General features: G+C 69.8%; 19 protein-coding genes and 1 pseudogene. 8 read left to right on the forward strand and 12 right to left on the reverse strand.

Features of this window, described 5'->3' with window-relative positions:
• Window positions 1-109: 109 nt before the first annotated feature.
• Both ABZ693_RS34135 and ABZ693_RS34140 read right to left on the reverse strand, forming a co-directional pair.
• Window positions 110-862: a D-Ala-D-Ala carboxypeptidase family metallohydrolase gene (locus tag ABZ693_RS34135; protein ID WP_359885367.1), complete on the reverse strand. Its 753-nt coding sequence runs from the start codon at window positions 860-862 to the stop codon at window positions 110-112.
• A gap of 379 nt (window positions 863-1,241) precedes the next feature.
• Entirely contained in the window at window positions 1,242-2,585 is a 1,344-nt protein-coding gene (locus ABZ693_RS34140; protein ID WP_359885368.1) for a cytochrome P450, read from the reverse strand.
• A 571-nt stretch (window positions 2,586-3,156) separates the two neighbouring features.
• Between ABZ693_RS34140 and ABZ693_RS34145 the strand changes: the two genes are divergently transcribed.
• From ABZ693_RS34145 to ABZ693_RS34155, 3 genes are all read left to right on the forward strand, one after another.
• Window positions 3,157-4,707 (forward strand): GMC family oxidoreductase, encoded by a 1,551-nt coding sequence (locus ABZ693_RS34145; RefSeq protein WP_359885369.1) that lies wholly within the window; start codon window positions 3,157-3,159, stop codon window positions 4,705-4,707.
• Window positions 4,708-5,109: 402 nt separating this feature from the next.
• Window positions 5,110-6,744, forward strand: coding sequence for a ribosomal protection-like ABC-F family protein (gene abc-f, locus ABZ693_RS34150; protein ID WP_359885370.1), 1,635 nt, complete (start codon window positions 5,110-5,112; stop codon window positions 6,742-6,744).
• Window positions 6,745-6,820: 76 nt separating this feature from the next.
• Window positions 6,821-8,515, forward strand: coding sequence for an ABC-F family ATP-binding cassette domain-containing protein (locus ABZ693_RS34155; RefSeq protein WP_359885371.1), 1,695 nt, complete (start codon window positions 6,821-6,823; stop codon window positions 8,513-8,515).
• Window positions 8,516-8,611: 96 nt separating this feature from the next.
• Here the strand turns inward: ABZ693_RS34155 and ABZ693_RS34160 are convergent.
• Window positions 8,612-9,009: pseudogene (locus tag ABZ693_RS34160) on the reverse strand (aldehyde dehydrogenase family protein); the annotation flags it as partial.
• A gap of 10 nt (window positions 9,010-9,019) precedes the next feature.
• On the opposite strand from ABZ693_RS34160, the gene ABZ693_RS34165 reads away from it, so the two are divergent.
• Entirely contained in the window at window positions 9,020-9,625 is a 606-nt protein-coding gene (locus ABZ693_RS34165; RefSeq protein ID WP_359885372.1) for a TetR/AcrR family transcriptional regulator, read from the forward strand.
• Here the strand turns inward: ABZ693_RS34165 and ABZ693_RS34170 are convergent.
• The 3 genes from ABZ693_RS34170 to ABZ693_RS34180 form a co-directional block, all read right to left on the reverse strand.
• Window positions 9,615-10,415: a GNAT family N-acetyltransferase gene (locus ABZ693_RS34170; protein ID WP_359885373.1), complete on the reverse strand. Its 801-nt coding sequence runs from the start codon at window positions 10,413-10,415 to the stop codon at window positions 9,615-9,617. The two genes, ABZ693_RS34165 and ABZ693_RS34170, sit on opposite strands and share 11 nt — an antisense overlap.
• A gap of 264 nt (window positions 10,416-10,679) precedes the next feature.
• Window positions 10,680-10,928: a 50S ribosomal protein L32 gene (gene rpmF, locus ABZ693_RS34175; RefSeq protein ID WP_435842631.1), complete on the reverse strand. Its 249-nt coding sequence runs from the start codon at window positions 10,926-10,928 to the stop codon at window positions 10,680-10,682.
• A gap of 538 nt (window positions 10,929-11,466) precedes the next feature.
• Window positions 11,467-12,600: a hypothetical protein gene (locus ABZ693_RS34180; RefSeq protein WP_359885375.1), complete on the reverse strand. Its 1,134-nt coding sequence runs from the start codon at window positions 12,598-12,600 to the stop codon at window positions 11,467-11,469.
• A 1,231-nt stretch (window positions 12,601-13,831) separates the two neighbouring features.
• On the opposite strand from ABZ693_RS34180, the gene ABZ693_RS34190 reads away from it, so the two are divergent.
• The gene (locus ABZ693_RS34190; RefSeq protein WP_359885376.1) at window positions 13,832-14,230 is read left to right on the forward strand and encodes a hypothetical protein; all 399 of its coding nucleotides are present in this window, start codon (window positions 13,832-13,834) and stop codon (window positions 14,228-14,230) included.
• 32 nt (window positions 14,231-14,262) lie between these two features.
• Window positions 14,263-14,664: a hypothetical protein gene (locus ABZ693_RS34195; RefSeq protein ID WP_359885377.1), complete on the forward strand. Its 402-nt coding sequence runs from the start codon at window positions 14,263-14,265 to the stop codon at window positions 14,662-14,664.
• Between the two features lie 300 nt (window positions 14,665-14,964).
• On the opposite strand, the gene ABZ693_RS34200 is transcribed toward ABZ693_RS34195, so the two are convergent.
• From ABZ693_RS34200 to ABZ693_RS34225, 6 genes are all read right to left on the reverse strand, one after another.
• Entirely contained in the window at window positions 14,965-17,430 is a 2,466-nt protein-coding gene (locus tag ABZ693_RS34200; RefSeq protein ID WP_359885378.1) for a tyrosine-type recombinase/integrase, read from the reverse strand.
• A complete protein-coding gene (locus ABZ693_RS34205; protein ID WP_359885379.1) occupies window positions 17,427-18,716 on the reverse strand; it encodes a tyrosine-type recombinase/integrase in 1,290 nt (429 codons plus the stop codon). The genes ABZ693_RS34200 and ABZ693_RS34205 overlap by 4 nt, the downstream gene beginning before the upstream one ends.
• Before the next feature lie 167 nt (window positions 18,717-18,883).
• Window positions 18,884-19,132: a hypothetical protein gene (locus ABZ693_RS34210; RefSeq protein ID WP_359885380.1), complete on the reverse strand. Its 249-nt coding sequence runs from the start codon at window positions 19,130-19,132 to the stop codon at window positions 18,884-18,886.
• Between the two features lie 146 nt (window positions 19,133-19,278).
• Window positions 19,279-19,713 (reverse strand): RidA family protein, encoded by a 435-nt coding sequence (locus ABZ693_RS34215; protein ID WP_359885381.1) that lies wholly within the window; start codon window positions 19,711-19,713, stop codon window positions 19,279-19,281.
• Window positions 19,714-19,755: 42 nt separating this feature from the next.
• Window positions 19,756-20,463, reverse strand: a complete 708-nt coding sequence (locus ABZ693_RS34220) for a helix-turn-helix transcriptional regulator (RefSeq protein WP_359885382.1) — start codon at window positions 20,461-20,463, stop codon at window positions 19,756-19,758.
• Entirely contained in the window at window positions 20,460-21,644 is a 1,185-nt protein-coding gene (locus ABZ693_RS34225; RefSeq protein WP_359885383.1) for a threonine synthase, read from the reverse strand. The genes ABZ693_RS34220 and ABZ693_RS34225 overlap by 4 nt, the downstream gene beginning before the upstream one ends.
• A 223-nt stretch (window positions 21,645-21,867) precedes the next feature.
• Here ABZ693_RS34225 and ABZ693_RS34230 point away from each other — a divergent pair, with 223 nt between their 5' ends.
• Window positions 21,868-22,020 (forward strand): hypothetical protein, encoded by a 153-nt coding sequence (locus ABZ693_RS34230; protein ID WP_359885384.1) that lies wholly within the window; start codon window positions 21,868-21,870, stop codon window positions 22,018-22,020.
• A gap of 261 nt (window positions 22,021-22,281) precedes the next feature.
• The gene (locus tag ABZ693_RS34235; protein WP_359885385.1) at window positions 22,282-22,413 is read left to right on the forward strand and encodes a hypothetical protein; all 132 of its coding nucleotides are present in this window, start codon (window positions 22,282-22,284) and stop codon (window positions 22,411-22,413) included.
• Window positions 22,414-22,496 lie beyond the last annotated feature (83 nt).

Consider the following 22,496-nt stretch of genomic DNA (forward strand, 5'->3'; position numbering starts at 1 on the left):
CCCGCGAGGTTGAGCGGCAGCGACGGGTCGTGGAGCGGGACGGCCCGGATCCGTCCCTGATGCTGGAGCAGCGGGGCGTGGCATCTCTCAAGGCGCCCGAACGATCGTTTCAGATACCGCAGTTGGGAGCCGACCAGAACCGACTGGGCCGGTGGTCGACGTGCGCGTGATCGTCGTGGCCGGGGTAGCCCGGGCCGAGGATGCCGTTGAAGCCGTGGTTGCGCGCCTGCTTGTCCAGGGTGCACAGCGCGTGCGGGCCGGCGCCGAGGTCCGCGGCGTCACCGTACAGGTGCCGGCTCGCCGAGGCTCCGCCGACGGCGCTGTTGCACGCCTGGCTGCGGAAGCCGCTGGTGACCCGGATCGACTGGTCGCCGAGGGCGTGCCGGAGCGCCTCCAGCTTCCACATGGTGCGCAGGGCGTTGGACTTGGCCGTGGTCGCGCTGACGGCGCCGCCCGCCCAGGTCGAGTTGCACTGGTTCAGCTCGGCGTACGAGAAGTGGATCGGGGTGCAGTCGTCGTCCTGGAGCGCGTAGATCTTGCTGAAGGTGGCGGGACCCGCGACACCGTCGGCGGCCAGGCCGTAGGCCGACTGGAAGCGCTTCACCGCGGCGGCGGTGGCGGGTCCGTAGGAACCGTCGACGGCCAGCACGGAACCGTAGCCGGGGTATCCGGCCACGCGGATCTGCAGGGCCGTCACATCGGCACCGGACGCCCCCTGCGAGAGGGTGCGCGACCAGGTGTAGCAGCCGTCCGCCTGCGCGGGGCCCGCGGTCGCCACCACACCCACGACCACGGACGACAGCAACATCACGAACGACAGGAGCAGGCGTACGGGGCGGGACTGAGCGGTGGATCTGTGCATCGGACCTCCATCGCCGAACAGGCCTGAGACGACCCGCCAGCCGGGCCGCCCCCCGAGGTTGGCGGCCGGGTCGACGCGCGTCAACCCCGTGGTACGACCGCCCTTTTACCGACTCCTTACCTCCCCGACTCGTTCACCTCGGGGTGACTGCCGCAATGGCTGGGGCAGATGGTGAGAACCCGGACGCCCGCATCACTCGCCCGAGTGAGCCCGGGGAAGTACGCCCATGGTCCGCCGGAGGAACATGCGCCGAGTTCACCTACCGAACCACGGCCCCGTACACGTACACGTACACGTACACGAGCATGCGGTCACACCCCGCGTGGACATGGCTCCCTGCCACACGACACACCTGACTCGGGGAGGCGGACTCCCCTCGCTACGCGCGCCTCGGGCGCACCGTCATCCGGATGCCGTCCCGCGCCCACAGCACGAACCGTTCCACCGGTGTCACCTCGTGTCCCGGCACCGGCCGGAAGCGCAGGCGTTTGAGGAGGACGGCCAGGATGAGCTGGGCCTCGACCGTGGCCAGGGCGGCGCCCTCGCAGCTGCGCGGTCCGATGCCGAAGGGGATGTACGCGAGCCTCGGGCGCCGCGCCACCTCCCGCGGGGTGAACCGTTCGGGGTCGAAGCGCTCCGGGTCGGGCCAGTAGGCGGGGTTCAGGTGCACCGCCCAGAAGGGATAGAACACCGTCGTTCCCGCGGGGATCTCGTACGGGCCCAAGGCCAGGTCCTCGTCCGTCTCGCGCGCTCCGTACGGACCGGGCGGGAACAGCCGCATCGACTCCTTGAGCACCCGGTCGAGATACGGGAGCCGCCGCAGGTCGCCGTAGTCGGGCGCGGCGCGGTCGCCGAGCACCCGGTCCAGTTCGGCGACGACACGGTCGGCGACGTCGGAATGGCGGCCCAGCAGACGCAGCGTCCACGAGACGGCGACGCCGGTGGTGTGGTGCGCCGCGAGCAGCGTCATCATCACGGTGTCCCGGATCCGCGCCGGGCTCTCCCCGGCCTCGACGAGCGCGCCGATCAGGTCGCTGCGGCCGGTACGCCCGTCCGAGCGGTGCGCCGCCACCACGCGGTCGACCCTCCCCCGTAGATACGCGAGGGCCGCCTCGGCGCGCTCCGCCGCGTGCGGGTCGGTCCGCGGCACCTGATAGAGGCGCCCCAGGTGCTCGGTGAGCACCTCCTCGAACGCCACGACGACACGGTCCGCGCCCCCTTCCTCCTCGCCGCCCGCCTCGCCGTCGCCGCCACCGCCGCCGAGGGCGAACCCGCCGATCATGCGCAGCGACAGCGCGGTCAACTCCTTCTGCAGTTCGACCTCTTCATCCTCCACTGTCTCGGCCCACCGGTCCGCGAGTTCCCGCGCCGACTCTGTGAAGCCCGCGAAGTGCCGCTCGTGGGACGGGCGTCCGGCGAACACCGAGAGCAGCAGCCTGCGCCAGGGGGTGTGTTCACCGGTGGGAAGCACCTGTAGGTTGCCCGCCTCGCACAGCGGGTCCAGGAACGCGAACAGCGCCTCGGGCCGCTTGTCGAGGTGCGCCGTGGCCTCCAGGAGTACGGGGTCGGCGACCGACACGGCCGCGTCGGCGCCCGGCAGCTGGAAGCGGACGACGGGACCGTACTCCTCGTGCAGGAGCAACTGGTACCGGTGCAGCCCGCCCACGGCCGCGATCGCGCTCAGCCCGCCGTCCTCCTGGCGCTCGGGACCGGGGATGCGCATGACGGTGCCTCCTCTTCCGGAGCCGGCCCACGGGTCGGATCGCGGAGTGTCCCGGCTCGCCCGCACCACCCGTGCTTCCCTCCGCTCCCGTGTCCTACCCGCCGCGCGGCCGAACGTCATCGTGACGCGCACCGGCATCACCCGCCGTGCGGTCGGACGGCCCGCCTCGTACCTCGTTCGAGGGAATCTCGCACACCGGCGCGTGCGGGCCGTTCGCGTATACGGCCGCCGATCGCCGCCGGCCTCCCCAGGCGTCGATGTCCTGCTCCCGCTCAGGGGGATCCCCGTGATCAGGCCGGACACGCGAGGCGTCCCGGCCGGCATGCCGACGGCCCCGCCGCTCGGTGCCGGCACACCGCCCGCCACGAGAACGCGCCACCGCCGCATTCATGGACACATCGATTCAGCCAGACGAGCCCGGCGCCGCGGAGACACTCCCTGCATAGTCGGGAACGGCGCCGGAACACCTCTCATCGACGACACCCACCCGGATCACCGATCGATCCGAAGCACGCGACCAAGGGAGTACGGAGTGAATCAGCGTCACACCTCAGCGAGCCCGGGGGTTTCCGTGGACCCGGAGCGCACGGAAGGCCGGCTCTACGACGTGATCGTCGTCGGCGGCGGCTCCGCCGGCTGCGTCCTCGCCGCCCGGCTCACCGAGGACCCGGGCGTCCGCGTCCTGCTCCTGGAGGCGGGGGCCGGCACGGCCGATCTCCCGGAGGCCGTATCCGATCCCCCCGCCTGGCTCACCCTGGGCGAGACACACGCGAACTGGGGCGACACGACCGTCCCGCAGGACGACGGATCCTCTCGCCCGGGCTCCGGCCCCCGCGTCATCCTGCCGCGCGGCAGGGGGCTGGGCGGCTCGTCCTCCATCAACGCGATGGTCTTCGCCCGCGGCCACCGGACCAGCTACGACACCTGGGGCGAACACGGCGCCAAGGGCTGGACCTTCGACGATCTGCTGCCCTACTTCCAGCGCACCGAGACGGCCGTCAGCGGCGCTCCCGGCCGCGGTACCTCGGGCCCGCTCACCGTCGCCCCGATGGCCGAGCCCAACGAGATCCTGCTCGCCCTGCTCGACGGCGCCGTCGAGACCGGACAGCGCCGCGCCCACGACATCAGCGGCGGTCTGGAGGAGGGCTTCGCCCCCGTCGACCTCAACATCGTCGACGGCCACCGTCAGAGCGCCGCCGACGCCTACCTCGCCCCGGCGCTGGGCCGGCGCGGCCTCGACGTCGTCACGGGAGCCACCGCGCACCGGCTGCTCTTCGAGGGCCGGCGCTGCGTCGGAGTCGAATACGGCGTCCGTGAAAGGGTGTTCCGGGTACGGGCCGCACGCGAGGTCGTCCTGTCGGCCGGCTCCATCGGGTCCGCCCAGCTCCTGCTCCGCTCGGGCATCGGCCCCGGGCAGGAACTGGGCGAGGCGGGGGTGGAGGTGTTCCACGAACTCCCGGGCGTGGGCCGCAATCTGCACGACCATCCCCTCCTCACCGTCGTCCACAGCGCCCGCCGCACGGTGCCCCCGGGCCGCGGCAACCACGGCGAGATCATCGGCTTGCTGCGCAGCAAGCCCGAACTCGACGGCCCGGACCTCCAGTTCATCCTCATCGACTTCCCTTTCCCGCCCCCGGAGATCCCGGTGGAGAACGGCTTCGCCATCGGAATCTCGCCCATCCGGCCGTTCAGCCGCGGCACGCTGCGGATCAGCTCGGCCGATCCGTACGCGCGGCCGGTGCTCGACCCGGGCTACTTCACCGACGAGCGGGACATCCAGGCCACGCTGTCCGGCATCCGCACGGCGCGGGAGATCGCCCGCTCCTCGGCGCTCGCGCCCTGGGGCCCCGAGGAAGTCGTCCCCGGGCCGGACGTCACGGACGCCGCCTCCCTGACCGCCTACGCGCGCACGGCGTACACGTCCTACTGCCACCCCATCGGCACCTGCGCGCTGGGCGAGGACGAGGCCTCCGTCGTGGACTCCGCGCTGCGGGTCCGCGGGCTCGAAGGGCTGCGCGTCGCGGACGGTTCCGTCATCCCCTCGATCCCGTCCAACAACACCAACGCGACCGTCTACGCCATCGCCGAACGCGCCGCCGCGCTGATCCGCGGCGAGGCCTGAGCGCCCCCGGGACCGCGCCAGGGCCACCCGTACCGCCGTCGTCACCTGTCCGAGGGGCGACGGCGGTCGCCGTGCGGACCGAAGCGCCGAACGGGGACGGGGCACACCTCCGCGGCATGTCACCCCTCCGCCGCCTCAGCAGACGCATACGTGTGCCCCGCGTCCGATGGACGTCGGCACTCGGAACGGCCTGCTACCCTGTGCGGGACATCGACCTTTTCATCGAGGAGTCGCAGACATGGTGGGTGACGACGACATCTCCGGGTGAGATCCGGACCTGACGGCCACCGGCCGGTGCTGAAGAGCGCCGCCGCCGAAGTGGTCGGCTTCGTCGTACCACCTTTCCCCGTCTGCCTTGGGCAGAGGACTCTCTTCTGCCCTCAGTACCTCCGAGGTCTCACCATGTCCGACGCCGCCGTCGTCTGCTCGAACCTTTCGTTCTCCTGGCCCGACGACACCCCCGTCTTCCACGACCTGACCTTCAGCATGCCCTCCGGCCGTACGGGTTTGGTCGCCCCCAACGGCTCCGGCAAGTCCACCCTGCTCAAGCTGATCGCCGGTGAACTCCGGCCCGCCACCGGCACGGTGACCGTCGACGGCACGCTCGGCTACCTTCCGCAGAGCCTGCCCCTGACCGGGAATCTCACGGTCGGCGAGGTGCTCGGCATCGCCGACGTGATCCGCGCCCTGGACGCCGTCGAGTCCGGCGATGTCGACGAGAAGCACTTCACCACCATCGGTGACGACTGGGACATCGAGGAGCGCACCCGCGCCCAGCTCGACCGTCTGGGCCTGGCCGGTCTCGCCCTGGACCGCAGCCTGAGCACGCTCAGCGGCGGCCAGGTCGTGTCCCTCGGCCTCGCCGCCCAGCTGCTCAAGCGCCCCGATGTCCTGCTGCTCGACGAACCGACCAACAACCTCGACCTGGAGGCCCGGCACAAGCTGTACGACGTCCTGTCGGACTTCAACGGCTGCCTGCTCCTGGTCAGTCACGACCGCGCGCTGCTCGACCGGATGGAGCGCATCGCCGAGCTCGGCAGCGACGAACTGCGGCTGTACGGAGGCAACTTCACCGCGTACGAGGAGGCCGTCCGCGCCGAGCAGGAGGTCGCCGAGAAGAACGTGCGCAATGCCGAGCAGGAGCTGAAGCGCGAGAAGCGGGAGATGCAGCAGGCCCGCGAGCGCGCGGAGCGCCGCGCGAGCAACGCCGCCAAGAACCTCAAGAACGCCGGTCTGCCCCGTATCTTCGCGGGCAACATGAAGCGGGGCGCGCAGGAGTCCGCGGGCCGGTCCGGGCAGATGCACGCCTCCCGGGTCAGCGAGGCCAAAGCCCGCCTGGACGAGGCCGGGCGCGCGCTGCGCGACGAGCAGCGCCTCACCCTGGAGCTGCCCGACACCAAGGTGCCCGCCGGCCGCACCCTGTTCCTCGGCGAGGGGATGCAGGTACGTCTCGGCGACGAGGACGTGTTCGCCGCGGGCGGTCTCGATCTGACCGTCCGCGGCCCGGAGCGCATCGCGCTCACCGGCCCCAACGGCGCCGGAAAGACCACCCTGATGCGGCTGATCACCGGCGAACTCGCCCCGAGCGACGGGGAGATCAAGCGCAGCGAGGGCCGGATCGCCTATCTGTCCCAGCGGTTGGACCTGCTGGACCTGGACCGTACGGTGGCGGAGAACTTCGCCGCGTTCGCCCCGGAGCGGCCGGAGGCCGAGCGGATGAACCTGCTCGCCCGCTTCCTCTTCCGCGGTGCCCGCGCCCATCTGCCGGTCGGGGTGCTCTCCGGCGGCGAGCGGCTGCGCGCCACCCTGGCCTGTGTGCTGTGCGCCGAACCGGCCCCGCAGCTCCTGCTGCTCGACGAGCCGACCAACAACCTCGACCTGGTCAGCGCCGGCCAGCTGGAGAGCGCGCTCGATTCCTACCAGGGTGCCTTCATGGTGGTCAGCCACGACGAGCGGTTCCTCGCCGAGATCGGGGTCGACCGCTGGCTGCGGCTGGCCGACGGGAAGCTGACGGAGACCGGGGCGCCCGCGGTGTGACCCGTCGGTGTGCCCTGGCCCGCGCCCGAGGCTGTACGCCCGGCGGGCCGTCCACCGACCCCTCGAAGGGACACCTGTGCCCCAGCCCGCTCTGCTCGCCCGTGACCTCGTCCGTGTCCTCGGCGGCCGCCGGGTCCTCGACGGCGTCAGCCTGACCTTCTCCCCCGGCCGTCGCGTCGGCCTGATCGGGGAGAACGGCGTCGGCAAGTCCACCCTGCTGCGGGTGCTCGCCGGCGTGGACGAACCCGACGCCGGGGACGTCGTCCGTCCCGTGGATCTCGGCTTTCTCCACCAGGAGATGCCGTTCGACGGCGAGACGACCCTCGCCGTCGTGCTGGACGAGGCACTCCGCGAGGCCCGTGCGGACCTCGCGGAGCTCGACCGGCTCGGCGCGGAACTCGCCCGGACAACGGCGGACGACCCCGGTCACCCCGCGCTCCTCGACGCCTACGGCAGCCGCCTGGAGCAGGCCCAGGACCGGGAGTCCTGGGACGCCGACCGCCGCGCCACCCTGGTGCTCGACGGCCTGGGCCTCGGCGCGGTCGGCCACGACCGCACGCTCGCGTCGCTCTCCGGAGGGCAGCGCGGCCGCCTCGCGCTGGCCGCGCTGGTCGTACGGCGTCCGTCGGCGCTGCTCCTCGACGAGCCGACGAACCACCTCGACGACACCGCCGCCGCCTTCCTGGAGGAGCAGGTCCGCGGCATGCCCGGGACGGTGGTGATCGCCAGTCACGACCGGGCGTTCCTCGACGCCGTGTGTACCGATCTGGTCGACCTCGACCCGGCGGTGGACGGCCCGGTGCGCTACGGCGGCGGCTACACCGCGTATCTGTCCGCGCAGCGCGCCGAACGGGAACGCTGGGATCGGCGGTACGCGGACGAACAGCGGGAGTTGGCGGAGCTGCGGCGGTCGGCCGGGGTGACCGCGCACCGGCTGGCCCCGGACCGGGGCCGTACCGACAACGAGAAGATGGGCTACGGCCACCGCGCGGGCCGGGTCCAGAACCAGATCTCCCGCCGGGCGCGCGACGCCACCCGGCGGCTGGAGGAGCTGGAGCGCGCCCAGGTCGCCCAGCCGCCGCGCCCGCTCCGGTTCGCGGCCGGGGACCTGACGGCCGCGTCGGAGGAGGGATCCCGTCCGCCGACGGCCGAACCGGCGGAAGATCCCCGCCCGTTGGTGGCCTTGTCCGGCGTACGGGTGCCGGGCCGGCTCACGCTGGACCACCTGGAGGTGGCGGCGTCCGACCGGCTGCTGGTCACGGGCGGCAACGGGGCGGGCAAGTCGACCCTGCTCGCCGTCCTCGCGGGCCACCTGGCCGCCGAAGGCGAGGTGCTGCGGCGAGACGGGCTGCCCGTGGGGATGCTCACCCAGGACACCGTGTTCGCACGACCCGGGCGTACGGTCCGCGCCACGTACGAGCTGTCGCTGGGCGGGGCGCGGGCGGAGCGGGTGCCGCTGGAGACGCTCGGTCTGCTGCACGAGGCGGACCTGGACAAGCCGGTCGGCCGGCTGTCCGTGGGGCAGCGCCGCCGTCTGGCGCTGGCACTCCTGGTGGCCCGTCCACCCCGGTTGCTGCTCCTTGACGAGCCGACGAACCATCTCTCGCCGCGTCTGTGCGACGAGTTGGAGGACGCGCTCGGCACCGGCCCGGGCGCGATCGTCGTCGCCAGCCACGACCGCTGGCTGCGGCGCGGCTGGCAGGGCCGCGAGCTCCGGTTGGAGCCGGGGAGCCGGCGGCGGGAGGACGCGGCGGTCCGCTCCCCCGCGTGATCCGGATGCGCCGACGGGTGTTCCCGCGCCGGAGGGGTCCGGCGCGGGCACACAGGGCCTCGCCAAGGCGGGGAGGCCGGCGGGCGGGCCGCACGGTCACACGGTGATGGTCTTGTACTCGGTGTACGCGCCGAGGCCGGCGGCGCCGTACTCGCGGCCGATGCCGCTGGCCTTGAAGCCGCCGAACGGTCCGTCGAACGCGACGGGGGCGCCGTTGACGGTAACGGTGCCGGTCCGGAGGCGGCGGGCGACCGCCAAGGCGTGCTCCTCGTCGCGGGACCAGACTCCGCCGGACAGGCCGTACTCGGAATCGTTCGCGATACGGACGGCGTCGTCCTCGTCGTCGTAGGCGAGCACGACCAGGACCGGGCCGAAGATCTCCTCCCGCGCGATCCGCATGGAGTTGTCGACGTCCGCGAAGACGGTCGGCGTGACGTAGTTGCCCTCTCCAGGCCCTCGGGAATCCGCGGACCCCCGGTGACGAGGCGGGCGCCCGGAGCGCGGATGCTCGCCGCCGACCCCGGCGCGAGCATCGCGAGCATCGCCGCCGAGGCGGGCGTGGACCGGAGCACCGTGTACCGGCGCTTCGCCTCCCGCGAGGAACTCCTCGCGGCCATCTACACGTCCCGCCTCACGGCCATCGAGCGGGCCATCGAAGAGGCGCGGCTGCGCGAGGCACCCGTCACCGTCGCCCTGCACCGCTACGTCGAGAACATCATCGCCGTCAACCGCACCTGGCCGGTCGACCTCGCCCGCATGCTCGCCGACGACACCGTCCACGCACGTCGCGACGCCTGCGTCGCAGAGGTCGACACCTTCCTCCAGCGCGCCACCGACGAGGGCCTGCTCCGCCCGGGACTCCCCGCCGGATGGGCCGGCGTGCTTCTTCCCCGGCTCATCCACCTTGCATCCCGCCAGATGCCCGACCTGAGCCCCGCTCGGGCGGCGGATCTCGTCGTCGACACTCTCCTGAACGGTCTCGGGCGTCCTGAGGCGACACACGGTCCAGGAGGGGCACCTTCGCTGCTCGGACCCGGACGCGACCGAGCGGGGGAGGGGAGCGGCACACGACGACGGGCCGCGCACGGCTCCCGGCCGGTCAGCCCCTGAGCGCGTAAAAGTGCATCGGCGAGTTCGGCTGGAAGCCGATCCGCGGGTATACAGGCGCCCCGGCGGCGGTCGCGTGGAGGGTGGCGCGGGTCAGCCCGGTCGCGCGGGCCCCCTCGTACAGCGCCTTCCTGGTCACGGCCTCGCCGTAGCCGCGGCGCTCCCAGACCGGGTCCGTGGCGACGAGCACGACGAACAGACGGCCGGCGGCTTCCACCGTCGCGGCGCAGGTCACGGGGACGCCGTCGCGCAGGCCCAGATAGGCGTGCACCCCGCTCTTCCACAGCGCGGAGCCGCCGATGCCGTCCCGGCCGTCTTCCAGAGGGAAGCCGTACGCGCGGGAGTTGATGTCCGCGTACGCCTGGAGCTGTTGGTCGGTCGTCACGCGGACGAACGTCAGATCCGGGTGGGCGGGCTCGGGCAGGGGCAGCAGGTCTCCGGCCATGCCGGTGCCGGGGAAGGCGTGCACGAGGCCGGCCCGCGCGGCCGCGGTCTCCAGTCCCCCGCGCGCCTCGTCCGCGATCAGGTCCTCGAACACCCATAGGAATCCGGACCGTTCCTTCGCGCGCATGACGTCCGCCGCCTCACGCAGCCGCCGCTCCAGCAGCCCGGCGTCGGCGCCGACATCGGTCAGCGTCACGCAGTTCCAGAAGGCGAACCGGCAGTCGGCCCAGCGGACGGCGATGCCGGGGAGATCGCGGACATCCGCGTTCTCGTCCCGGTCGAGCACCATGGCCCGCCAGGCCACGGCCAGTTGTTCCATCGATTCGACAGATTCCGCGAGAACCGCCACGGGAATTCCTCACTTTGCCGAGAGAGAAGCACACGGGATCGACGACAGGACCCGCTGTCCACCGCTACCCGTCGCCCGCCTGGCCACACCGCCCGAATGGGCGAATTTCCCGCCTTTGAGGGAGAGGCGGGTGGCACCGTTCCCGATGCGCTCCGGGCCGCGTACGGCCTCTCAAGGGAGGCCGTACGCGAGCGACCACGGCCGGGTCCCGTCGCCGCGGATGCGGACGGGACGGGACCCGGCGTCATCGTTCCCGAGAAGGCGTCACGCCGGCGGCATCACCTGACGGCCCCGGTACATTCCGCAGTGCCGGCAGGCGGCGTGCGGCGGGGTCCGCCGGCCACAGGCGGCGTTGGCGCACGTCACCACGACGGGCACAGCGATTCTCCACTGGGCTCGACGGTGACGGGTTCGCGCGCGGGACTTCTTGTGCATCATGGCGATGATTCCGTTTCGATGGGACATCGCTCCGGCCACGAAGGCACGGCACAGCCCACAGCCCGACAACGGCATACGGGAGAACAACCACGTACTCAGGCCGACAGAAGACCTGTCGCGGCGGTGGTGAAGGCGATCGTCGGACAGCAGGCCGGAGCAAGGCCGGAGCTACTGAGCAGGGGGCGGAGAGCACACACGCCCGCCACGCCGACATCCTGGCGTTCGGTTCTTTCGGGACGCCTGGACCAGCACCGTGGGACGGTGGGCTCAGGCTAGGCTCTGTCGACTTCGATCAGCACGCCGGGGACGTTAGCAATCGGCTGAAACGGCCGCAACGCATTTGTGCGTTGCCCCTGCCGACAGACCCGCCGCTCTGTCGTTGTAGCCGGGACTGAGCGGGCCCGGGGACAATCGGACCCCTCCCCTGCCGGCGACCCGGACGACCTCGTCCCCCAGATCTCTTCCCATCAGCCCGGGAACACGGTCCCACAGAGCACGCGGGACGTCCTCGACCTCGTCCGGCAGCCGGCGTCGCCGCCGACCCGTTCAACCCCGAGGGCGAGCGGATGGACTACTCGGATGACGACATCGAGGAACTCCTCCCGTAGGCGGGTCAGCGCCAGACCGCGGCCTGCCTTCCCTGGTCCCAGGTGTAGGCCCATCCCAGGACCTGGCCGGCGTTGTTGATCTCGTTGGCGGCGCTGGAGTCGGCCATCGGGCCTGTCTGCAGGGCCGTCGGCGTTCCGTTCACGTCCCACACGGTGGCCGAGTTACCCGACTGTCCCACTGTCGTGCCGGAGTCGTTGAGCCCGTACACCTGAACCCACTGGGTGCCCGTCAGCGGGCGAAGCGGGATCATGGCGCCGTCCTTCCACAGCGTGTACTGCGAGTTGACGGCGCCCAGGGTGTCGTCGTGGTTGTTCACGTCGACGGCCGAGCTGCTGTCCACACCGCCCGGCAGCTGCTGGAAGGTTCCGGACGGCGGGGCGATGGCGGCCCAGGACTCGTAGCCGGGCGCGGCGGCCGAACCGACGGCGGTGCCCCGGTCGTTGACGTCGCGGATCTCGGACCACTGGCCGCCGAAGGTGCCCAGTTCGGTCACGTTGCCCTCGGTGTCCCAGCGCACGGCCTGCTTGGTGTAGCCGCTGCTGGCCCAGCCGTAGGCCACACCCTGCGCGTCGACGTACAGGGCCTCGCTGTAGCGGGCGAGGAACGGCAGCGGCAGCAGGGTGGCCGTGCCGTCGCGTCCCCAGCGGACGGCGCGGGCCGCCCGGTTGTCGGATGCCACGCCCACCACGACATGGTCCTCGTTGATGTCGTTGGCGGTGCTGTTCACGTACCCGGCCGGTTCTTCCAGGCGGGTCGGGGTGCCCGACGCGTCCCAGGTGACGGCGTGGTCCACTCTGTCTCCCACGTCCGCGGCCCCCGCGACGGTTCCGTCGGGGCCCAGCGCCCGAGTCCAGACGAGCGTGCCGGCGCTGGTCAGCGCCTTGAGCGGGGTGATGGACAGGTCCGCGTCCCAGCGGGTGGCCGTGTGGACCCCGCGTCCGTCGGACGTCGCCCCGACGATCTGTCCCGCGTCGTTGATCAGGTCCGCGGAGGACGACACGTGCCCCTCGGGGAACGGCAGCAACTGCATGACGCCCGACCTCGTCGCATCGGACGGGGCCTCCGCGGCCTCGGCGACGCCGAGCGAGGTGGCGGCCAGCGCGGCGGCCAGCGTCGCGGTCACCAGACTTCGTACCACGGCTCTTCCTTCCGTTGTCTTCCCATGAAGGGCTGGCCGCATCCGCGCGGTCGGCCGTCATTCACGATGATCGTCCCGGTAAGTCCCCTCCCGCGCCCAGCCTTTCGGTGTCTGTCCGCCACATCCGCCGGCCGGCCGGCTCGCTGCGGGGAGTGCCGTGCGACCCCGAAGGGCAATCGGGCCTCAGTGCCCGTCAGCCCTTCGTTCTTCAGGCTTCAGGCTTCAGGCTCAACCGATGCGGAAGCTCTGACTTAAGCCGCTGGTGCGGCTGTTCCGGACGATGAACGCCTCGTCCGCCGCGCTCTGGTCCCGGATGTCCAGGCGCTTGTCGGCGTACGTCCTATGTGGACGTTGCCCAGCACCAGGGACTGCCTGCGGCCCGCGCAGTGACGGCGCTCGGGCCCATCTCGAGGCCGATGGCCACCGCACCGGCGGCCACGCGGACGGAACGGCCGGGACCGCGGATCTTCATGGAGTGCTCCTCGATGACCGAGGTACGCGGGGCCACAGGAACAGCACCACCACACACACGCGAATGACGACCCTGCACCACCACTTGGTCACCCGAAGTGATAGCAGTCCCCGCGCTCGCCCCGCCCGGGACGAACACGCGATTCACCCTGCCGTGTCACCTGTCCCGTTACCGGCGGATTCACGAAAAGGGGCCTCCGCCGCCGGGAGTTCATCGCGGTCGCACCGTCCCCGACCACCAAGGCGATCGGCACCACCTCAGCTCACCCAGTACTGGGTGAGCGGGTCCTGCTGGTGGCGATGTACTGCCGCACCAGCCTCAGCATGCGCCGGCTCGCCCTACCCTGCGGGATCTCCCCGGCGGCCGTCGGAAGGACCATCAGCCGATACGGCCTCTGGCCCTGGCGCCCGGCAAGCGCAAGCCCGGCCGGCTCAGCCCATGGGTGTCCTCCCGCAGGATGAGGGCGACTGGGACAGCCTCCGCCTCAAGGCGCTCGAGATCGTGCGGCTGACTGATGTTGTCAGGTCAAGCGAGCAGCAAAGTGATCGGTGCAGGTGGTCGCTCGTTGAGGCGTAGGTCCGCACCGCGAAACATCACCTGTGCGGAGACGTTGTTCGAACAACAAGGGGGAGAGTCGCGTCGAAGCTGACGGCCCAATACCTGTGCAAACGCTGCGGCCCTGTGGGCTTCCCTTAGAACGTGGCTACGCACGAGTAGCACGCTCTGTCCGAATTACCGACCCCTAAGTAAGGAACACCTATGCCCAGGATCAAACGCGCCATGACCGTGCTCGCCGCTACGGCCAGCATCCTGACCCTCGGCTTCACCTTCTCCGGATCCGCCTGGGCGGGTACCAACGGCAGGGCATGGAGCGTGAAATGGGACAATCTCGAGGACGGCGCCTGCGACCTCCAGTTCGTTTCCTACGGTGATCACTTCTACCTCAACGACAATCTCAAGGACGGCGCCGGCTGCTACGCCTCTTGGGAGGACGACGCAGGCCATACCGGCACGTTCACCAACACCAAGGGTGCTGGCACCACGGTTCACCGAAACTACGACTTCCCCGAGGGCGCCTCCATCACGTTCGAGGTATGCATCACCGACAACGGCATTCTGTGGATCGATACCTGCGGCAAGGACTCCGCCCTAGCCTGACCAGCATTCCCGCCACTGAACGAGGAGCACGGATGTCTACGCTCAAACGCACAGCGACCGTACTCGCCGCTACGGCCGCGACCATCACGCTCACCTTCACCAATTCCGGATCCGCCTGGGCTGGCTCCGACGCCAGAGCCTGGAGTCGACCCTTCGACGGGTACTCGGACGGCGCGTGCGACCTCCAGTTCGATGACTATGGCGAACACTTCTACCTGAACGACAACCTTAAGGACGGCGCCGGCTGCTATGGAACGGTGACCGTCGACAACGCCTACATCGGTGACATGCATAACTCGAAGGGTGCCGGTACCACGGCCGAATACAACTATGACTTCGTGGACGGCGCCATCGTCCGATTCGAGGTGTGTGTCCGGGACGACGGCAAGGTGTACTGGAGGACGTGCAGTGACCCGGTAACCGGCAGGGCCTGACTGGCGCAACCGCTCCGTGGCCGGAACGCGCTGCCGCCGCCGGCACCAGCAGTCGAACGCGCAGCAGCGTGGCGGGGCATCGCCGACACAATCCAGACCGCCGCGACCAGGTAGCCGACCGAAAGCGGCGCGGTGGGACCCCGGTTCGACCGAACCGAGGTCTAGCAGACTGCCCCATGTCCCCAACATGCCTGACGACCCTTGGATACTTGTAAGGCATGTAGGTGATCGGCATGTCCCCTTACATGCCTTCTCCGAACTATCGCCAGAGAGGCCGTTTAGCGTCCGACTGCGGCGTGCTTAGTCCGTCTTGTTCAGGTTCTGGGCTTCCCGGACCGCTAGTTGCTTGATCGTCGGCATTCCGACGAATACCGGCGAGCTCTTCCGCCTCTCGCTGGCGTCAATCTGGCTGATCTTGTCGTGGGTTGCGGTGAGGCTGACGGTCAGTTGCTCGACGTCGCCCAGCCATCCTTCTCGTTCGGCTTCGGTGATCCTGGCGTGGAGGTTCTCGCGGATCTCTTCCAGACGGGGCCGTTCGTCCGGCCCCACGATCAGTACCGGGCATCGCACACAGGCGTGCTCGTGGACACAGCTGCTTCCGTATGCTCGGCCGCACTGCCCCAGGGCCAGCTTGCGCCGCTCGAAGTGCCCGAGGAACTCCTGCCACTCCTCGTCGGTCACCGCCCGGTATTCCCCGACGGGTCGTAGACCGCGGCGCCGGGCGATGAAGGCTCGGTGAGCCTCGATGGCATCTTCCGGGTAGATCGCGGCATACCCCATCGTGGTTCCAATGTGGTCGTGACCAGCAATAACCTGGGCGATGTGCGGCGGCAAGCCGTTGAGGATGGCGTCGGTGATGAAGATCCTGCGGAAGTCGTGCGGTTGGAAGGTCAACGGCTGTCCGTGGGCGTCGGTGATGCCGGTATCCGCCAGCAGCGTGTTGAGTGACTGGCGGATCGTGGTGATGGAGATCGTCCTGTTTTCGCCGCCTACGGGCCACTGGTAGAGCAGCGGCATGGGTGGGTTCCAGACTTTCTCGTGCAGGTCATAGGACGGGATGCTCGGCACCCTGCCGTCATGCCCGCGAACACGGCTGATCACGGCGCTGAGAACGTCGGCGAGCTCCGGGCTGACCAGCAGGAGGCGCTCTTGGTCCGTCTTGGAGGGCGCGATCTGCAGGAGCGGGATCACCTCTCCGGTGGTCGGCAGCTTGTAGCTGATGATGCTGTGGTGGCCGAGTTCCCTGAGCTCTTCGATGCGCATCCCGGTGTGCCGGAGGATTTCCACGGTCGCCCAGCCGTAGAAGGCCAGCTTCTCTTCCGTTCGGAAGTCGCGCCTCGCTCCTGTGGCGTCAACGACCGTTGAAGGTTTGCCGCCGGCTCGCTCGGTAGATCGGGGCAGGGTGAAGCTCTCGCCGAGTACCGTGATGGTGGATCCCAGGTCAGCTGCCTCCAATGCCTCCAGTCGCTCCTTGGCCTCGTTCAGTCGGCGGGCAGCTGCCTGTACCAGCGCGGGCAGGACCGGCAGCCTCTCTCGGGTGCGGGCATCGGATCTGGTGCGGACCTCCCGCTCGACGTTCTTGGCAGAGCAGTCGGCTTCTGTCACCGGGGCCGGAGCGGCCCACGGTCCCCAGCGCTCGGGCTCGTCCAGAGCCCACTCGGCGATGTCCAGGTAGAAGCCCCGCACTGCCGTCCTGATACTCAAGGCTGCGATGCGTGGCTCTGTTGTTCTGGCGACCGTGCCGTTCGGCATGCGGTACTTGACCGTCTTGACTGCGATCCGGGCCTTCCACGCGTCACGCACCTCCGGGGCCAGGTGAAGGCTGTCGATCCCGGGGTGGTGCCGTTCCAGGTCGGCCCAGAAGTAGCCGACCAGATTGCTCGACAGCTGCACCAACGTGACGTAGTCGATGGAGGGCTGTCGCTCGGTCAGGTAGCTGACGAGCAGGTCGCGGATCGGCTTGCACTTCACGTCGAACCGGTCGACGAGCTGGGCCGGGCTCACCTGTCCGGCACGTATCTCGATGCTCCGCAGGGTCTTGGGTGCGTCAGGGGGAAACTGGCCGCGGCTCTGAAGCAGGGCGTAGGCGAGTCGCGTGTGGCTCGTGGAGGTCCCCGTGGCCGCCAACAGCAGTTCGAGGACATCGCCGACCACGATGTCGTCGATGCCGCCGCCCTTCGCCGCGAGGATGCGGGCCACGGCCTTGAGCGCCTTCGATGTGCGCCGCGGGTCCGGCTGTCCGGGCATGCGTGCGTCACGAAGTTCGGCAAATCCCTTGGGATCGCGGGCGGCTTCGATGGCTTCGCGCAGGTGAGGGGACAGGCTGCTGGCGAGCCACGGCATGCTGGGACGGATGACATCAGCGCAGACCAGGGCCAGCAGCCCGGACCCGAGCCCCGCCTTCCGTGGCCTCCTGCCGTGAACGATCCCCCAGGCAAGCGGGGCCTCGGTCCAGCCGACCGAGGTGGCGGAGCCCGGGCTGGCGTTCCAGCGTTGCTGCCAGGTCTTCCCCTCGAAGGTCTCCAGCCATCGCAGCAGCAGGCGCGCACCGACCATCCGCATCTGGTGGGTGGAGTCCTTGCCGTTTTTGAACGGCGGCCGCTCCAACCTGTGGAGGACCTCCTCGCGGGAGATCCGGGTAGTGGGCCAGTCGGTTCCCGGGCTACGTGGCGGAAACCTCTGCAGCTGGGCATCGATCTCGCTGCCGGCCAGGCTCTTCGCGGTCAGGGCTGGCGGGGTGACGAGCGGGACGGTGGTAGTTGTCACCCGGGGCTCCCGCCGAAGAGGACGTCGAGGGAGTCCCGGTTGTAGGCCGGCGCGGGCGGGGCCGGAGGCGGGTTGTTGCGCTTGTGCTCCTGGCGGGCGTGGTGCGCGAGCCCTGCTGAGATCACGTCGTCCCTGGTGGGCCGGTTGTAGATGTCCAGGGTGGACAGATGCTTATGGCCGAGGATGTGCTGAACGTAAACCGGCGGCATGTTCGGATCGTCGAGCATCAAGAACGTCGCAGTGTGCCGCAGGTCGTGAAGAGTCCAGTTGGCGCCCAGGAGCTCGTTGGCGCGGTTGAACATCATGCGCGCCGCGTCGTACCCCAACGGCCGCCAGGGGCGGCGCAGAGTCCACCACAGCGGCTGCGCGCGGCGGCGGGGGACGCCCTTGTTCCAGGATTCTTCCTGGTAGAGCCGCAGCCAGACGAACGCGTCGGGGGTGGCGGGCAGTTCCTGGTAGGCGCGCGTGCCCTTGCGGATCACGCCGATGGTCTGCTGGCCGACGACCGCATCGCCCTGCTTGGCCGTGAGCAGTTCCTCGGCGCGGGCGCCGGTGGCGACCCAGAAGGCCAGGAGGGCACGGTCACGGTGCGAGCGGAGACCCGCGAAGACCTCGGTGTATTTCTCGTCGGGGATGCGGCGCGGGATCCGCTTGGGGACCTTGGGCCGGTAGAGGCCGGTGCGCTGCTTGTTGTGTTCCTTCTCTGGGTTGTGGTGGGCGTTGGCTCGCGCCGAGCGCCGGCTGCGGACCAGGGGGAAGGGATTGACCAGCAGCGATCCGGTGTTGCGCTCCAGGTGGAAGTCGTAGAAGGTCCGCAGCACCGTCTCGCAATGCGCCCGGGTAGTGGGCGCGTACTTCTTGCCGACGGTGGGCTTGCCCGTCACTGGGTTCGGAGATCCCGGCGCCGGACTGTCATGCCGGGCCGGAGGTATCTCAGAAGGGTCCTTGCCGCGGTGACGCCAGTGGACACGCACCGGCTTGTCCGCCAGCTTCATCCACAGCATGAAGTCCCGGGCATCCTCTCGAACCGCGCGGTCCCACTCGATGCCGAAAGCCCACAGGTAGCGCCACCAGCGCAGCAGATCCATCCCGTACGAGCGTGGCGTCAACGGCGAACTGTCCGCTGCCATCAGGTCTCTGAGGTACGTGGCGACAGGCTCGATCGGCCGTCCGAACGAGTCCAGCACCTGATACGGCTCCCAGGGGTCTCCCGTCTCCAGTAACTGGCCTAACTCAGGCAGCACAAAGTTCTTCAGATCCCTGCCGGGACGCTGTTCACCGGACATGCCGGGAAGCTAGCAGAAACCCCACCTGACCTGCGAGAACACGTGAGTTAGTTCGGTCAACGTGCCTTACGCCTTCTCGGAACCCGAGACAAGCGCGGAGGAGGGCGATGTCCTTCACGCCGCCGGCGCCTGGCTGGATGAACACCCTCACATGCCACTCATCAGCGTCAACTGGCATGGCGATTTCCTCTCCCCGCACGACGAAATCGACAACGTTTCCGGCCCGCCCTGCCGCGATTCAGCGGCAGCGCGTCGAGCCGCCGCGGTTCGAACCGGAGCATCACCGCGGACACCACGTCGGCTGGCCGGGGGACGACGGCGCCCTCGATGGGCGCGTGCGCCTCGCCGAGCAGGCAGTCCTCCTCGTCGCCCCGGTCGCAGAACCACCCGCCGGCGAACGGGTTCCAGAAGATCACGTACGTGCCACCCGATCATTTTCAGTGCCAACGGCTGTACCGTTGTTCCCCGCGGCCGTCACCCTGGAGGGTGGATCTTGTCGATGCTGCCGCCGGAGGTCAGCACGCAGAGACCTCCGGTCAGGCGGCGTTCGCCGCCCGCTCGGTCATTCCCAGCCGCCCGCGTCCATGGCCGCGACGGCCTGGACCTCGACGGCGGCACCGTAGTGCAGGCTGCTCACGCCGGCGACCGCGCGGGCGGGCCGATGCGAGCCGAGCCATTCGGAATAGATCGCGTCGAACTCGGGCCATTGGGCGATGTCGGTGACGTAGACGGTCACGGAGATCAAGTGGTCACGATCCGTGCCGACCGCAGCCAGGCAGTTGTCGAGGTTGTGCAGGACCATCCGCGCCTGGGTGCCGAACGGCTCCTTCGTCGCGGGGGTGCCGTCCGCACGAAGCGGTAGCTGGCCGGATACATGGGCGACGCCGTTGTGGACCGCGACGTGCGAGTAGTGGCCGAGCGGGGCGATCATGGCGGTGCTGTTGGCCAGGCGGATGTTGCCGGAACCGGTCGTTCGGCGGGTCGGGGAGTCGGTCATGGATGCTCTTCCTGAGGGATGTCGTGGCCGGTCCTGGGATGTTCATCGGTACGGCTGCTTCGTGTAGTTGTAGACAGTCGCCCGGGAGACGCCCAACTGGTCGGCGATGAGTTGTGCAGAACTGCGGGTCTCGAAGAAGCCCTCGCGATGCAACCGACGTACCAGCTCGCGCTTCTGGTCCCGGCTGAGACCACGCGGGGTATTGGAACGCTCCGCGGCGAAGGAGTCGATGGCCGACCGGAGTTCGCGTTCGGTGCGGTCGCGCAGCGTCTCCAGGACCTCGCCTTGGTGTTCGACGTCCGTGGCGACGAGGTTGGCCAGGGTCAGGGCCAGCGGCGACAGCGTACTGACGTCCAGGTTCAGGCACAGGGCCGCGACATAACGTCCCTCGGCGTTCTTGATGCCGATAGATGTGCTCTTGGCCGGGCGTCCATCGGGGAACTGGTTGCTGTAGTTCTGGATGACGCCGGGGTAGTCGGGGTCCGCGATGCGGCGCAGGCCCAGCTCGGTGGCGGGGTCGCCGATCTGCCGCCCGGACAGGTTGTTCTCGATGACGCGGATGGCGTTGTCGGGTAGGCGCAGATCGTGCAGGACGACCTCGCACAATCCCGGGAACATGCGCCCGACGGCGACGGCAATGCGCTCGGCTTCCCGTAGGAGGTGCTCGTCGTCCGGTACGCGGCGCTTGTCTTCCGGCACGGCGGGCCGGGCGGCGCGTTCGTCGTCCGCACGGCCGGTGGGGTGGGTCATCGGGCGCTGCTCGATTCGTGAGGGCCCTCACCGTGCCCGGCGAACACGGCGGCCATCTTCTCGGCGGACTTCAGTCCCGCGCCGGTGAGTACCACCACGGTCGTCTCGTCGGGAGCGATCTGCCCGGTCTTGATGAAGTGATCGAGTGTTGCCGCGGCGACGCTGCTGGTCGGCTCGGCGTACAGGCCCCGCGCGCTCAGTGCGCGGACCGCGGCGTGGATCTCCGCCTCGGGGACGGCGTAGGCGGCGCCGTCGGAGCGGCGGATGGCCTCCACCGCCTCGGGCAGCCGGACCGGGTGAGCGATGGACGCGCCCTCGGCGATCGTCGGCACACGCTCGCCGCGGCCGGCCGGGGCGATGCCGTTGAACGTGTCGGCGATGGTCGCCCAGTGCTCGGGCTGCCCGACGAACAGGCGCGGGAGCCTGTCGATCTGACCGGCGTGGAGCAGTTCACCGAACGCGATGTCGCACCCGATGACGTTGCTGCCGGCTCCGGCCACGAGGACCACGTTGTCGGGAGCCGTGAAGCCGAGTGACTCCCACATCTCGTAGGCGATGGTCTTGGTGCCCTGGATGAACATGGGGTGCCAGTTGTGGCTGGCGTAGGGGATCCGCTCCGACTGCCGGATCGCCTCGTCCGAGACCTCGTCGCGGGTGCCGCCCACGAGCTCGATCTCAGCTCCGTAGGCGCGGGCCTGAAGGATCTTGGCCGCCGAGGTGGCGGCGGGAACGATGATCTTGGCGTGGATACCGGCAGCGGCGGCGTAGGCGGCCACCGCGGAACCGCCGTTGCCCGAACTGTCCTCAAGTACGCGGTCGGCGAGGTGCGCCGCGAGGTGGGACATCATCACCGATACGCCCCGGTCCTTGAAGCTGGAGGTCGGGTTGAACCACTCCAGTTTGAAGTGGACGCGTCGGCCGGCCCAGTCGAGCGGAACCATCGGCGTGCACCCTTCGCCCAGGCTCACCCGGCGGGCGGCCGGGACGGGCAGGGCCGCGTGGTAGCGCCACAGGGACCGTTCGGCGGTGTCGATCTGCTCGGGACGCAGGCCCGGCAGTGCACTGACAGCGAGGGGGCTGCCGTCCTCGCCCCGCCAGCGGGGGTCGTCCAAGGAGTAGCGCTTCCCGGACCGGTCGTACAGGTGGGGGGCGGTGACGGCTGAGTGCTGTTCGGCGTTCATGGGCGATTCCGGCTTCTACTCGCTCGACGTGCTGTCACTGGGTCTCGCGGCACGCGGGCACCCTGCCATCCTCATATTAGATTGTCATTCCAGACATGGACAACAAGTCCAACGGCATCGATGGGCCGCACCGCGCTGACCGGGGGCTGACCGCAGCGGGGGCCCCGCACCGGCCACCGAACTCGCTTTCCGTACCAAACGCGCCGACCGGCTCGACTCCAAGATGTGCTTCCACTCAGCCCAGCTCGACGCCCACCTCGCCGACAGTCTGCGGCTGAGCAGCACCCGCCAGGCCAACACCCTCTTCCGCCACCCGCTCCGGCAGGTACCCGCAGAACTCCCCACAGAGGGCTACACCTTCCACCACGACCGCTGACCACCATGCCGGAACCGGTCCAACGACTTACTCGGCCCTGTTCTCGTATAGCCACAGCCAGGTGGCGTGTAGCGCTGCGTCACGTTTAGGGCTGCGGTCTCGACGGTCCTTCAGGGAGGGCGGTCGGAGTGCGCCAGAAATACGGCGTCGGGGATCCGCCTCGCCCAGTCGTCACACGATCCCTTGACGACGCCAACGGATCGAGTCCATGGGAACCGGGCGAACCGGGGCAGCTGCCCGGCCTCGGTCCAATGGGCCGCGATGACCACGACCCAGCGCTACCCGCACCCCGACGTCCGTCAGACCACCGCCGCCGGCGCGGCACTGACCGCGCACCTCAGCGTGCTCCGCGCCCCCCGGACCCTTCCGAGCCCGCTCGCCGTCGCCCGCTGACACGGCCAAGACAGGGTTGGTCCCCAAGTGGTCCCCAAAAACGATCGAGGGGCCGTTTCAGATTTATAATTAAATCCCCCACC

Source organism: Streptomyces laurentii, assembly GCF_040635425.1.
Classification (GTDB): domain Bacteria; phylum Actinomycetota; class Actinomycetes; order Streptomycetales; family Streptomycetaceae; genus Streptomyces; species Streptomyces laurentii.

Excerpts from the sequence above, each read along its gene's own strand:
- ABZ693_RS34135 (WP_359885367.1), bottom strand. The coding sequence starts at position 862 with ATGCACAGATCCACCGCTCAGTCCCGCCCCGTACGCCTGCTCCTGTCG.
- ABZ693_RS34140 (WP_359885368.1), bottom strand. The coding sequence starts at position 2,585 with ATGCGCATCCCCGGTCCCGAGCGCCAGGAGGACGGCGGGCTGAGCGCG.
- abc-f (WP_359885370.1), top strand. The coding sequence starts at position 5,110 with ATGTCCGACGCCGCCGTCGTCTGCTCGAACCTTTCGTTCTCCTGGCCC.
- ABZ693_RS34165 (WP_359885372.1), top strand. The coding sequence starts at position 9,020 with ATGCTCGCCGCCGACCCCGGCGCGAGCATCGCGAGCATCGCCGCCGAG.
- rpmF (WP_435842631.1), bottom strand. The coding sequence starts at position 10,928 with ATGCCGTTGTCGGGCTGTGGGCTGTGCCGTGCCTTCGTGGCCGGAGCG.
- ABZ693_RS34190 (WP_359885376.1), top strand. The coding sequence starts at position 13,832 with ATGCCCAGGATCAAACGCGCCATGACCGTGCTCGCCGCTACGGCCAGC.
- ABZ693_RS34195 (WP_359885377.1), top strand. The coding sequence starts at position 14,263 with ATGTCTACGCTCAAACGCACAGCGACCGTACTCGCCGCTACGGCCGCG.
- ABZ693_RS34205 (WP_359885379.1), bottom strand. The coding sequence starts at position 18,716 with ATGTCCGGTGAACAGCGTCCCGGCAGGGATCTGAAGAACTTTGTGCTG.
- ABZ693_RS34215 (WP_359885381.1), bottom strand. The coding sequence starts at position 19,713 with ATGACCGACTCCCCGACCCGCCGAACGACCGGTTCCGGCAACATCCGC.
- ABZ693_RS34220 (WP_359885382.1), bottom strand. The coding sequence starts at position 20,463 with ATGACCCACCCCACCGGCCGTGCGGACGACGAACGCGCCGCCCGGCCC.
- ABZ693_RS34225 (WP_359885383.1), bottom strand. The coding sequence starts at position 21,644 with ATGAACGCCGAACAGCACTCAGCCGTCACCGCCCCCCACCTGTACGAC.
- ABZ693_RS34230 (WP_359885384.1), top strand. The coding sequence starts at position 21,868 with ATGTGCTTCCACTCAGCCCAGCTCGACGCCCACCTCGCCGACAGTCTG.
- ABZ693_RS34235 (WP_359885385.1), top strand. The coding sequence starts at position 22,282 with ATGACCACGACCCAGCGCTACCCGCACCCCGACGTCCGTCAGACCACC.